The organism is Desulfovibrio faecalis (assembly GCF_053570625.1).
Genome location: NZ_JBRBQR010000001.1, coordinates 1330175 through 1342526 on the forward strand (window position 1 = coordinate 1330175; position 12352 = coordinate 1342526).

The window sequence follows — 12352 nt, forward strand, 5'->3', positions numbered from 1 at the left end:
CAGGGATGGGACGTGAATGCCTTGGACTTCGGAACACACTAAATGGCTGGTCGACACCGGCGAACGACTGAAGACCGCCGACGGCAAGAATGTCGAGGTCTGGGAGTTCTGTCATGAGAACGACGAGGCCGTGCTTTCGGCCTGGGCGAAACACTTCCGGAATCATTACTGTCTGGATACAGATATCGATTTCCTTCGGGGCAAACGTCCGCGACCGGATTATCTGACCAATATCAAGTTCCCTTGCAGAACATCCAAACTCGGCCCAGGAATCAGGGCAGGAGATTTTGGGGAAATTCTGGTTTCCGATTACCTGCAATCGCTTCTCGGTTACTGGGTACCCAGGGTACGGTGGTCATCAAAGGTTGTTCGAGATGAATCGCCCAAGGGCAGCGATGTCATTGGATTCCGATTTCATAAACAAAACGGCGAAGTCTCCACCAAGGACGTGTTGTTTGTCTTTGAATCCAAGACAAAATTCTCCGCCTCTAAAATCAACCGCCTGCAGGATGCCATCAACGATTCCGCCAAGGATCACATTCGAATCGATGAATCGCTGAACTTCATCAAGCAAAAGCTCTTTGAAAAAAAGGAAATCGAACAGGCCCAAAGGATCGAGAGATTTCAAAGCCCTGTAGATATGCCCTACAAGGAAACCTACGGCGCTGCAGCCATCATTTCAGATGAATGTTTCGACGCCGAAGAATTGGCTTCGGCAGACTGCAGGAAAATTCCCAAGTCAGCAAAATCCAAGGAAGTTTTTCCTCATCCTAATGACGACAGCCTTGTCCTCTTGGTTATCAAGGGACCCGACATGATGGACCTTGTCCACGAGCTCTACAGGAGGGCTGCGGATGAGGCCTGATAAAAAATCCAATCGTCTTTTGGGTGTTACTCGATCAAAAGCTAAAATGATCGAGTACCATGTACCTGAAGAATATCAGGAGATAGATTTATCACTACATCCAAATAAGCTCTTCACCATCTCGATTGCCCTTCTGGGTGATCTTGCCGCCGCTATTAACCGGGAAGCGCCAGATCCAGGCCCTCTCTCTGAACTGAGAACCAATCTGCTTTTCTCTGCCCGTTTTTTCGACTCCTACCTCCAGTCAAAGCTGAACGAAACACTTGATCCATACCTAGTGCTTCTGGGCTCTGCTTCCTATTACCTGTGCGATCTGCCTGGGAGCTCATCGGTATTGGCGAAGCGCATCGATGGTGACTGCCCGGACCTGGATGGCGATGGTTTGGAGGACCTGTTGCTCTGGTTGCTGCAGGCCGATCTGAGAACTTATTTTGATGGAGCTGAGGGGCCGTTCGGCGGATTAATCGACGGGATTTCAAAGTGGATTCTCCAGTTTTTTGCGGATGGGAACGGCGAAGAAAATCTCCTCGATTTGGCCACGAAGCTACGGGACGCCGTCTATGAATTCGGCACACCCAGGCAGCTTCTGTTTGGTGATGTGATCGCGGCCGTTCTGAGGAAAAAGTTGGAGAATTCCGCCTGGAAGGCGTTACCGTCATATTCCGGGCTGCCCCGCGACAAATGGCTCCATGCGCTGCAAAAGGATTCGTTCATCAAGGAACTTTGGCCAGCACAACACCTTTTGGGCCAGGCGGATGTTCTCAAAGGCGAGTCTGCCATCGTTCAGATGCCCACCAGCGCTGGCAAAACGAAGGCAACGGAGCTGATCCTTCGAAGCGCGTTCCTTGCTGAGCGAGTGTCACTGGCCATCATCATCGCCCCGTTCCGGGCGCTGTGCCATGAGATCAAGAACAGCCTCGTCGAGGCGTTCCACAACGAAACCACCAAGGTGGATGAATTATCCGATGCCCTACAGACCGACTTCGAGATTGCCGAACTTCTGGGGCACCTACAGATCTTGGTCGTAACCCCCGAGAAGCTACTCTACGTCCTTCGGCACGCTCCGGAACTGGCTGCCCATGTTGGCCTGCTGGTTTTTGATGAAGGCCACCAGTTCGACAGCGGCACCCGAGGCATCACATACGAACTGCTTCTGACATCACTACGCTCCATGATTCCCAAAGGAACCCAGAAGGTGCTGATCTCAGCGGTCATCAGCAACGCCGAGGCTGTTGGAGAATGGCTGAACGGGGAACCCAATGTCGTCGAAAGCACAACTCTGATTCCGACTTTCAAATCAGTCGGATTTGCGAGCTGGCTCGATCAGTTGGGAAAGATCGAGTACGTCGACGGCCGTGACGCCGAACAAGGTGAGTTTTTCGTTCCGAGGGTGATCGAAAGATTCAATCTCGGAAGGAAGAAGCGGGAAAGGACGGATCGCTTTTTCCCTGAAAAAACGGACGGGCAGGCTATCGCACTTTACCTCGGTCTGAAATTGGTCCCGAATGGCAGTATCGCTGTTTTCTGCGGGCGGAAGTCGACAGCGGCCAGCGTCTGTGAAAAGGCCGTCGATATTATCGAGCGAGGTGCACAGCTGCCCTTGCCGTCAATTTTTTCAGACGCCCAGGAAGTTGCGAGGCTAACACATCTGCATATCGAGAATCTCGGCGCTGACGCTCCGGCGTCCCAGAGCGCGGCACATGGCATTTTTTCCCATCATGGCAATACGCCTCATGGTATTCGGCTGGCGGTGGAGCATGCCATGCGTGATGACCTTGTGCGATTCGTGGTTTGTACCTCGACTTTGGCGCAGGGCGTAAACCTTCCGATTCGATACCTCATCGTGACCAGTGTCTACCAGGGCATGGAACGCATCAAGGTTCGAGATTTCCATAACCTCATTGGCAGAGCGGGCCGAGCCGGGATGCATACCGAAGGCAGCATCCTGTTTGCCGATCCGGGGATCTTTGACAAGCGGAAGGCCCGTAACGACAAATGGCGCTGGGACCAAGTGAAAGAGCTTTTGGAACCGCGCAATTCTGAGCCATGCATCAGCAATCTTCTATCGATCTTCGACCCCATCAGAAGCGATGACGTGAAATATACCATCACTATGGAGGCACTGGATTTTGCCAAGGCCTATATCGCCGATCCTGATGAAGTGGCCAAGCTGGCTGCGGGGATAGCCACACGACATGGAGACAAAAAATTCTCCCGAGACGGTGTCGAGCGGCAAATCGCCTGGAGAATCAGCCTAATCTGTGCCGTCGAGAGCTTCCTGCTATCTCATTGGGATGAATCTGAAAATGGTCTTTCAGAAGAAGATGTGATTCGACTGGCTGAAGAAACGCTTGCTTTCTTCCTGGCTGATGATCAGAAAAAGGAGCATCTCCGCGAGTTGTTTCAGCTTCTCGCTGGGAACATCTCTGCAAACATCACAGATCCGGCTCGCCGTAAAATCTATGGCCGGACGCTTTACGGTATTCAAGATGCTCAAGCCATCGAGGGATGGGTCCAAACCAACGCCAACCGTCTGCTTTCGATTGTTGATGAAATAACCGCGCTTGATCTTGCCTGGCCATTGCTTACTCGGCATATCAACAGTGGCGTATTCACCAAGTTCGATAAACCGGAGGTACTAAAAGAAATCGCGCATGGGTGGATCAGTGGAAAGCCCTTCAGCGACCTCCTGAATATCATCTGTAAGCGAAAAACCAAGATGATATGGGGCACCCGCCGGAGAGAGTTCAAAATCGATCATGTCGTCGATGTCTGCGAAGGAACGCTCGCTTACGACGGAGCGCTCGTTGTAGGCGCTGTGTGCGAATTCATTGAAACCCTGGACCAAGATGGCACTGGAGACCTGATCAATCGTCTGCAGCTTTTTCAAAAGCACCTGAAATATGGTCTGCCGACCCAAACCACCATTGCCCTTTACGAGCTTGGCTTTTCGGACCGGGTCATTGCTCAGGATCTCGCCGCATCCCTAAACCTGGCAGCGACCCAGAAGAAGGATCTCGTGAAGGCACTGAAAACAGATCGAGACGGATCCATGGCGGTGATGGAGAAATACCCAAGCTATTTCCAGGAGAGGATGAATGAACTCCTGCAGTAGAAATCCAGATCATCGCCCCAGGCTATCTCGCGACCCAGGCTGCCTACTTGGTCAGCTTGCCGGAGACGCCCTCGACAGCCTTGTCGAGTTTCAGTCGCCGGAGGAGATCTTCCGCAACTACCCAGAAGGTGTGCGGAAATCCGGATGCGACGTTCATCCATAAGAGCAGCGCTTACAAAGTCCATCGCCCACAGCTCATTCGGACTTGTAGGGCCCACCTGACCCCACACAGGAAATAGCCCAATACATGGAACTGCTGCAATTTATTTAGGTTCTTCGTCGTTTGATGTGGAATTGACCGACCTCAATCAGTTTGGATAGCCCTCCTTTAGGAGGACTGCCATGCAAGCTGAAGAAATCTTTGCCTTGGGCCTCGGCCTCACGCCGCCCTGGAAAGTTATGAGCCAACGTCTTGATACCGACCATACGCCAACCAAGCTCCACCTGGAGATCGGTGCCGACCGCGGAGCGCTGTATCCGTGTCCCGAGTGCGGAGCCGCGTGCAAGGCTCACGACTTCAAGGAATTCACGTGGCGGCATCTCAACTTCTTCCAGCATCACTGTTACCTCACAGCCCGACTGCCGAGGATCAATTGCCCGGAACATGGAATCCGACGCGTCGAAGCCCCATGGGCCAGGGAAGGCAGCCGGTTTACCCTGCTTTTTGAGCAGGTTGTCATGAGCCTCGTTCGAGAGATGCCGGTCAATGCCGTAGCGCGTCATGTCGAGGTCACGGATACCCGCCTGTGGCGCATCGTCCATCACTATGTGGCCAAAGCCATCAATGCGCTGAACTTGAAAGACATCAAGGCCATCGGTCTGGATGAGACCGCGTCCAAGCGTGGGCACAATTACATCACCGTCTTCATTGACCTGGATCGTTCCGACAGGCCCGTGATCTTCGCGACTCCAGGTAAGGGCAAGGAATGCCTGACTCAGTTCTGCGCGTTCATTGAAGCCCATGAAGGCTGTCCTGAAAACATCGTCGAGGTAGTTTGCGACATGTCGCCTGCGTTCCTCTCCGCCGTCGAACAGAAGTTCAAGTCTGCCTCGGTGACAGTCGACTGGTTTCATGTCGTCCAACTCTTCACCAAGGCCGTCGATGACGTCAGAAAGCTTGAGGCCAGGCAGTCAAAGCTGCCGGACCACACCCGTTGGGCCGTACTCAAGGGCGCCGAGACAATACGCACGCAGAATCAGGAGAGTGCTCTCCTGGAACTCGTCGAGCAGGGCTTCGCTACCGCCAAGGCCTACCGTGTCAAAGAACTTCTGCGCTGGGTTCGACGGGCCGAATCGAAGCAGGCCGCCAAGTGGCGCATAACCCATTTTCTCAAGCATGCCGCCGAGTACGCGGCCGACTGCCCGCTATTGGAACCCGTGCGCGGAGCATTGGCCAGCTTTGAGAGGCATTTGCCGCGAATCCTTCATCGTTGGCATTCCTTGCACACCAATGCGAGGCTCGAAGGCTTCAATGGCCTGTTCCAGGCGGCAAGGGCCAGGGCCCGAGGATACCGGAACGTGGAGAACTTCATCACCATGGTCTACCTGATTGCGGCCCCGATTCAGGTCGTAGTGGCTTCATGAATTCCACATCAAACGACGAAGAACCTTTATTTAAAATACTCATTCTCGCCAAGCATGCCATTGAAAATTAGTGCTCCTGACATATGCACCCCAAAATGGCATGAAGTAGATGCATCAACGAGAACGCATCCAAGCGACTACGATTGTTATTCATTTATCTTTAAGAATATATTACTCTTTCAAGAGCACCAGAATAATGCTTCAAATCAACCTGTATGCCCTGTCCAGCACTAAGCTGGGCGGGGTTTTGTCATTTTGCTATCAAAGGAGGATGCCCATATGAACCAATACCAATCAGAAAACATCACAGATCTAGCCAAATCTCTGCTTAATGTGCAGCGAACCGTGCAACCTATCGCAAAAGACGCTGAAAATCCCTTCACCAAAAGCTGGTACGCCAGCCTCAACAGCGTTATGGACGCCTGCCGTGATGCTCTTATCGAAAACGGCATCTGGCTGTGCCAGTATCCTGTACCAGTGGAGCAGCCTAACTCCATTGGGTTGGTTACCAAGTTGACACATGCAGAGTCGGGGCAGTGGCAAAGTTCTCTTGCGGTGGTGCCGCTACCCAAAGCCGACCCGCAGGGCATGGGATCGGCAATTACTTATGCTCGCCGCTACGCTCTGACCGCCATGCTGGGCATGGTCACGGAAGATGACGATGGCGAAGGGGCTAAAAATGGCAAAAAATCGCCCACACGTCCCAGACTGCCCGTAATTACCCCTGAATCGCAAAAAGCGCGACAACGCGAACCATCCACCACAAACAACATTTCAACTCCCTCAAATCGTCCGTCAGCGAACCTTGAGAGCCTTCCAACGCTTGAAGGTGTCACCTACCAGCAGGTTGCAGCCCAGGACGGAAGGCCTTGCATCATTGCTACTGGCAATACGCAGGCCAAAAAGGAATTGCTTACCGGTTCGGGCTTCCGCTGGAACCCGCAGAGAAAATTGTGGTGGAAGTATGTTGATGCCGCATAGAAAAAATCGAAACACCGAGTGAAAGGGCTGCCTAATGGCGGCCCTTTCGCTTTTATGGAGACTACCTGACCTGCCCCCAAAAAACTGGTCCGCCTAAAAAGTTAGTATAAGGTGGAGCCATGGAGGGCATCAAATGGGTCGCAAAGCATTTACTCCAGAGCAAATCATTTTCAAGCTTCGCGAGGTTGAAGTTCTTGTGGGACAAGGCGAAAGTATTGCCCTGGCTTGCCGCAAAATTGCTGTAACCGAGCAAACGTATTATCGATGGCGCAAGGAATATGGAGGCATGGGGACTGAGCAGCTCAAGCGATTGAAAGAACTAGAAAAGGAAAACGCTAGGCTGCGACGAGCCGTCGCTGATTTAAGCCTTGAAAAAATTATTCTTGCGGAGGCGGCAAAGGGAAACTTCTGAGCCCCACCCGCCGTCGTCAATGTGCGGAGTATGTCCGTGAGCAGACCGGGAGCAGTGAGCGCAAGGTATGCGCTGTTCTGGGGCAACATCGGACTACTCAACGGTATACGTCCTCTGTTTGTGAGTTTTCAGTGCTCGTGCGCCAGGCGGTGATCAACTATGCCTCGGAGTATGGCCGGTACGGCTACAGAGCGGTGACCGACCTCTTGCGGACAGACGGGTGGGGTATCAGCTATAATCGCGTAGAACGGATTTGGAAACAGGAAGGCTTAAAAGTCCCAGCAAAGCAGCGCCCAAGAAAGCGCTTGTGGCTGAATGATGGTTCCTGCATTCGGCTCCGGCCTGAGTGGAAAAATCACGTCTGGGCTTATGATTTTGTGCATTGCCGCACGGCCAATGGCAAATCTTTTCGTGTGCTGGTAGTCATTGATGAATATAGCCGTGAATGCTTGGCACTACATGTGGCCCGCACAATTCGTGCAGAGCAAGTAATGCACGTTTTGGCAGATTTATTTCTGACGCATGGCAGACCTGATAACATTCGCTCGGACAACGGTCCAGAATTCGTAGCGTTAGCTTTAAAAGAATGGTTGGCAAATCTGTCTGTGCAGACGCAGTACATTGAACCGGGCAGCCCTTGGGAAAATGGTTACTGCGAAAGTTTTAACGGCAAGCTTCGGGACAAGCTGCTGGACGGCGAGGTGTTTATGACGTTACAGGAAGCCGAAGTAGTTATCGAAAACTGGCGCCAGCACTACAACCACCGTAGGCCGCATCGCTCCCTTAACGGTAGACCTCCTGCGCCATTGACAGTTTTTACCCCTCCCCAAAGAGGAGAAATGGGACCAATCTCGCCTCCGCCAGAATTATCAGCTATACAGGCGACAGAAACAGAACCACAAAGAATCTACCACTAACATTTAACCTGGTACAAAAAAACGGGGCTGGTCAAGGATTGCGCGTTATATCCGAACCCGCCGTTTACAAGCTTGCCTTCCGCTCCAACAAGCCGGAAGCCGACGCATTCACCAACTGGGTTGCGTCAGAAGTCCTTCCGGCTATCCGCAAGACGGGAAAGTATGAGGCGAAGCCCGGCAAGAAGGCTCTTGGCCGTGGCATTAAGGCGCTGTCCGCCTCCAACGAAAAGCCCATCCATCTCTTTGACCGTCTCCACCTTTCGCCCTACGAAAAGCTCCACATGGGCAGCAAGATAAAGCAGATGCTTGATGAGGCCGGGGAAGTTGGCCCGCGCACGCTTGAGTGCATCATCCTGAAAGCTCGTTATGCGTCAGCTATTGCCGATGTGTGCCGCCTAGGGATGTCTTTGTCTGCTGATCTGGCTCGGTTGTCTGGCGATATCCACAGCGCGATGGTCAAACGGGTGAATACCAACAGGACTTTCTCCGATCCGCTTATGGATACTCTGGGCGATTCACGTCACCGAATTGACCAGCTTGGCGAAGAGTTTCGAGCTGTGGCGCTGCGGGCGCTGAACACCAATATTTGTTTGGCCAAGATGCTTGATATGTAGAGCGGGGAAAGCGCAAGAATGAAGGCCGGGGGACACCTCGGCCTTTTTCATCTTGATGGACGTACTCTTTGCATTGGTATATCTTGACATGATATCATTAAGTAATATCATTACACCATGAAGCGCAAACATGCCGCCACCCTCACGCAGATTTTTGCAAGGCCTGTCCCTGGTGGTATTAGGTGGGCGGATATTGAGGCGTTATTCATTGCTCTTGGGGCAGAAATAAGCGAGCGAGAAGGCTCAAGAGTATGCGTGTTCCTCTTTGGGGAAATAAAGATTTTTCATCGCCCGCATCCAGAACCGACTACAGACAAAGGGGCGGTTGCAAGTGTGCGAAGATGGCTTGAAGAGCATGGAGTGAAGCCATGAAAAATGTAATGGATTTTGACGGATACCAAGCTGCTATTGCCTATGATCCTGAAATGGAAATGTTCCGCGGTGAATTTGTGGGGCTGAACGGTGGCGCAGATTTTTACGCTTCTGACCTTGCCGGATTACGCCGGGAGGGGAGCGAATCGCTACGCATTTTCCTTGAGGAATGCGCAAAGCATGGCATTGAGCCTCGCAAACCCAATCGTGGAAATTTTGCCTTGCGCCTTGAGCCTGACGTTTATCATCGCGCAAGCGTTGCAGCAGCTGCGCAGGGAAAGTCCTTGAATGCTTTCATTGCGGATACGGTGAAGCAGGCTGTGGGCTAGAATTATTTGGATCTGGTCAATGCACTGTCAAAGGCCGCCCATCTCTGGGCGGCCTTTTGTCTCAAGCGTACTTATGCATTTTTCAGATCAAGAATCAGATCTGTAAGGCCTTGTGCTTGGGCTGCGAGATCAGAGACAGCTCTGGCAGCTTCGGACATGGCTTCAGCGGTTTGTCTGACCATATTGTCAACGTGGGCAATGGATTGGTTGATTTCTTCACTGGCTGCAGACTGCTCTTCGCTGGCCGTAGCAATAGCGTGAACTTGATCCGCTGTAGTATCCACAGTCGTGACAATTTCCTGAAGAGCTTGGCCCGACAAGCCAGCCAGCTCTGTGGCGCTATTGACCTGTTCAACTGCGTTATCAACGCTAGCCATACTCTTTTGCGTGCTTTCCTGTATGGCTTCAATCGCGCTGCTAACATCTGCCGTGGACGACATGGTTTTTTCTGCAAGCTTTCTGACCTCATCAGCCACAACGGCAAAACCGCGCCCGGCCTCGCCTGCACGCGCTGCTTCGATGGCGGCATTGAGCGCCAGCAGGTTGGTCTGGTCAGCTATGTCTGAAATAACGCCCATAATACGGGTGATGTTTTGGGCATGTTCGTTAAGCTGTTCCATGTCACCCTTGAGCTCAATCGAAATCTGCCGAACACCTTCAATGCTTTGAAGTGACTGCTCAACAATGCTTGCACCATGCTGGGCTTTGTTCCGTGTCTCCATGGATTCATTGGAGGCAGTGCTGGCATTGCGAGCAACTTCTTGTACCGTGGCATTCATTTCCTGCATGGCTGTTGCGGCTTCAGACAATCGCTGCGCCGATTCCGCAGATCCTCTGTCAGATTGTTCAATTTGGGCCGCAAGCTCAGTTGAAGCAGAAGAAATTACATTCCCAGCCTGCTCAAGTTTGTCCGCAGCAATTAACATTGCTTGAGTCTTTCTTTGCGCCTCCTGGCCTGCAGCTTCAGCTTGGAGCATCGCAGCCTGGGCCTTGGCCGATTGTTCTTTTGCGTTTTCGGACTCGCGCTGCGCATTTTCGATGTGTCCTTTAAGAGCAGAAACCATATTTACGATTGCCCCGAAGACACCAATTTTTTTGCTGCCATCATCTATGTTGTAATCCCCATCAACAACTCGCTGGGCAATGGCGTCTAACTCGCCGGGATCTTTGCCTAGCTGATTTAAGACGTTGCGAACCATTAACAGTGTCAAAACGATAGATAGAGAAAGTGAAGCCGCCGCAAGGATGATTCCAATCAATCGTGATGTTTCATAGGCGGTTGAAGCGTTTTCACTCAAATGATCCGCTCGCTGTTCAATCAGCTTTGTAAGCTCGCTCATTGCAGTACTCATGTTGTCATAAGCTGTTGCAGATTCGCCTAGTAGCAAAGCCATGGCCTGCTCGGTTTTATGCTCACGTGACAAGGTGAGGGTATTTGACGAACTTTCACGGTAGCTAGCGCGATAAGTCAGATACTTTTGGAATGCCTCCTTGCCTGCGGGAGTGATAAGTAGTGAGTTTATCTCTTTTATATCTTTTGCAGCCATATCGGCCCAATTTTTCGCAATTTTTTCATATTCCTTCATCTGCTGATCATTCGAGGAATAAACATGCAGTGTTTCAGTTAATCGGTATTCAGAGGCTGCATTGTTGATTTCTCCCCTCAGTCTCATAAGCGGGACTTGCCTCTCACTTATTTCGCGAGATACATCATTTAATTTTGATAATTGTATGATAAAATAGGAAGTTAGTCCGGCTATGAGTATGGTCAGTAGTCCCATGCTTGTAGAAATTTTTGTAGATAGTTTCATGACTTTTCCTCTTAAAAAGTGACGTATTGAGTGTTTTGTGTTGAATGTATATCGAATAATTTTTTTTAAAATTTAGGTCAACACACATTATTTTTTAAGTAAAAGGCGGATTCAACTTGCAAGTGCAACACCCTCAAAGTTGAATGAAAAGGCAAGGTGGTATAGCCCTTTAGCCTCTCCATCCAACCAAAGATTGAGGGGCGTATGGGCTATGCACACCTTGCCAGGGAAGAACGGTACTACATCTGCCAGGCAGTGAAAAGTGGAACGTCACTGAGGGCCATAGCCAAAGCGATAGGCCGTAGCGTCTCAACTGTAAGCCGCGAACTTGCGCGAAATACCGGGGCGCGTGGCTACCGCTACAGGCAGGCACACAAGCGCAGTCAGAAAAGGCAGACCAGTAAAGGGAAGAAGCGCATTGGCCTTGAGGTATGGACGTATGTTGAACAGTGTCTGCACCAGGACTTCAGTCCGGAGCAAATCTCTGGAGTTCTCAAACGCAAAGGTTTTGCCCTCAGTCATGAATGGATTTACCAGTACATTCTGGCGGACAAAAAACGAGGAGGAACGCTGCACAGCCATTTGCGCTGCCAGCGCAAACGCAAACGACGATATGGCAAACCCGACAGACGAGGTCAAATCAAGGGGCGTATCAGCATAGACATACGCCCGTCCATTGTTGCCGAGCGCTCACGCCTTGGTGATTGGGAGGCTGATACCGTTGAAGGCAGTAAAGGAGGCCCCGTTTTGGTGACACTTGCAGAGCGTAAAAGTCGTCTTTTCCTGTTTGGCAAGGCTCCCAACAAAAGCGCCAGCGAAGTAAGGCGGGTCATTGAAGGACTCTTGACACCCATTAAGGACTTTGTTCAGACTATTACCTATGATAACGGCAAGGAGTTCAGCTACCATGCCGATGTGTCAGCTACACTCGAGGCTCAGGGATTTTTTGCGCACCCCTACCATTCGTGGGAGCGTGGCTTGAACGAGAACTCCAATGGCCTTCTACGCCAATACTTCCCCAAGGGGGTAAGCTTGGCATCGGTCACGCAAGATGAGATCATAGCGGCAATGTGCCGCTTGAACTGGCGGCCTAGAAAATGCCTTGGGTTTAAGACACCCTATGAAGTTTTTTTAGAAGACGCCAATACCCAAGGACTGGGTGTTGCACTTTGAACTTGAAACCGCGAAATATTACCCGGCATTATGCCAATCAATGCAGAAACAAAGCAGCCCTGGCCTCCCGTTTGGCATTTACGCTTCAGCCATATTTCTGCCCCACAAAGAGGAGCGGGCAAGAAGTTGATTTTCAGCCTTCAATCCAGCTGCTACCCGATAATATTTTCAATTGAATA

10 protein-coding genes are annotated in these 12352 nt (G+C 51.4%); 9 read left to right on the forward strand and 1 reads right to left on the reverse strand.

Features of this window, described 5'->3' with window-relative positions:
- Nucleotides 1-16: 16 nt before the first annotated feature.
- The 8 genes from ACUZ79_RS05850 to ACUZ79_RS05885 all read left to right on the forward strand — a co-directional run bounded on the left by ACUZ79_RS05850 (nt 17) and on the right by ACUZ79_RS05885 (nt 9189).
- Complete coding sequence (locus ACUZ79_RS05850; RefSeq protein WP_449250980.1) at nt 17-865, forward strand: Hachiman antiphage defense system protein HamA; 849 nt, start codon at nt 17-19, stop codon at nt 863-865.
- Nucleotides 855-3980, forward strand: coding sequence for a DEAD/DEAH box helicase (locus ACUZ79_RS05855; protein ID WP_449250981.1), 3126 nt, complete (start codon nt 855-857; stop codon nt 3978-3980). The genes ACUZ79_RS05850 and ACUZ79_RS05855 overlap by 11 nt, the downstream gene beginning before the upstream one ends.
- 342 nt (nt 3981-4322) lie before the next feature.
- A complete protein-coding gene (locus tag ACUZ79_RS05860) occupies nt 4323-5564 on the forward strand; it encodes an ISL3 family transposase (RefSeq protein WP_449250523.1) in 1242 nt (413 codons plus the stop codon).
- A gap of 279 nt (nt 5565-5843) precedes the next feature.
- Entirely contained in the window at nt 5844-6545 is a 702-nt protein-coding gene (locus ACUZ79_RS05865; RefSeq protein ID WP_449250982.1) for an ERF family protein, read from the forward strand.
- A 133-nt stretch (nt 6546-6678) separates the two neighbouring features.
- Nucleotides 6679-7874 (forward strand): IS3 family transposase gene (locus ACUZ79_RS05870; protein ID WP_428993646.1). Its coding sequence is split into 2 segments (ribosomal slippage): nt 6679-6949 and nt 6949-7874, totalling 1197 coding nucleotides; the frame shifts between segments, so codons are not numbered across the junction.
- An 8-nt stretch (nt 7875-7882) separates the two neighbouring features.
- Nucleotides 7883-8488, forward strand: coding sequence for a BRO-N domain-containing protein (locus ACUZ79_RS05875; RefSeq protein WP_449252167.1), 606 nt, complete (start codon nt 7883-7885; stop codon nt 8486-8488).
- A gap of 117 nt (nt 8489-8605) precedes the next feature.
- On the forward strand, nt 8606-8860 hold the full coding sequence (locus ACUZ79_RS05880) for a type II toxin-antitoxin system HicA family toxin (RefSeq protein WP_240825630.1): 255 nt from the start codon (nt 8606-8608) through the stop codon (nt 8858-8860).
- Nucleotides 8857-9189 carry a type II toxin-antitoxin system HicB family antitoxin gene (locus ACUZ79_RS05885; RefSeq protein WP_449250983.1) on the forward strand — a complete coding sequence of 111 codons (333 nt, stop codon included), beginning with the start codon at nt 8857-8859 and terminating at the stop codon, nt 9187-9189. The genes ACUZ79_RS05880 and ACUZ79_RS05885 overlap by 4 nt, the downstream gene beginning before the upstream one ends.
- Nucleotides 9190-9260: 71 nt before the next feature.
- Here ACUZ79_RS05885 and ACUZ79_RS05890 read toward each other — a convergent pair whose 3' ends face one another.
- Nucleotides 9261-11000: a HAMP domain-containing methyl-accepting chemotaxis protein gene (locus ACUZ79_RS05890; RefSeq protein ID WP_449250984.1), complete on the reverse strand. Its 1740-nt coding sequence runs from the start codon at nt 10998-11000 to the stop codon at nt 9261-9263.
- A gap of 204 nt (nt 11001-11204) precedes the next feature.
- Between ACUZ79_RS05890 and ACUZ79_RS05895 the strand changes: the two genes are divergently transcribed.
- Nucleotides 11205-12173 carry an IS30 family transposase gene (locus tag ACUZ79_RS05895; protein ID WP_096152589.1) on the forward strand — a complete coding sequence of 323 codons (969 nt, stop codon included), beginning with the start codon at nt 11205-11207 and terminating at the stop codon, nt 12171-12173.
- Nucleotides 12174-12352: the final 179 nt, after the last annotated feature.

Excerpts from the sequence above, each read along its gene's own strand:
- ACUZ79_RS05850 (WP_449250980.1), top strand. The coding sequence starts at position 17 with ATGCCTTGGACTTCGGAACACACTAAATGGCTGGTCGACACCGGCGAA.
- ACUZ79_RS05855 (WP_449250981.1), top strand. The coding sequence starts at position 855 with ATGAGGCCTGATAAAAAATCCAATCGTCTTTTGGGTGTTACTCGATCA.
- ACUZ79_RS05860 (WP_449250523.1), top strand. The coding sequence starts at position 4,323 with ATGCAAGCTGAAGAAATCTTTGCCTTGGGCCTCGGCCTCACGCCGCCC.
- ACUZ79_RS05865 (WP_449250982.1), top strand. The coding sequence starts at position 5,844 with ATGAACCAATACCAATCAGAAAACATCACAGATCTAGCCAAATCTCTG.
- ACUZ79_RS05880 (WP_240825630.1), top strand. The coding sequence starts at position 8,606 with ATGAAGCGCAAACATGCCGCCACCCTCACGCAGATTTTTGCAAGGCCT.
- ACUZ79_RS05885 (WP_449250983.1), top strand. The coding sequence starts at position 8,857 with ATGAAAAATGTAATGGATTTTGACGGATACCAAGCTGCTATTGCCTAT.
- ACUZ79_RS05890 (WP_449250984.1), bottom strand. The coding sequence starts at position 11,000 with ATGAAACTATCTACAAAAATTTCTACAAGCATGGGACTACTGACCATA.
- ACUZ79_RS05895 (WP_096152589.1), top strand. The coding sequence starts at position 11,205 with ATGGGCTATGCACACCTTGCCAGGGAAGAACGGTACTACATCTGCCAG.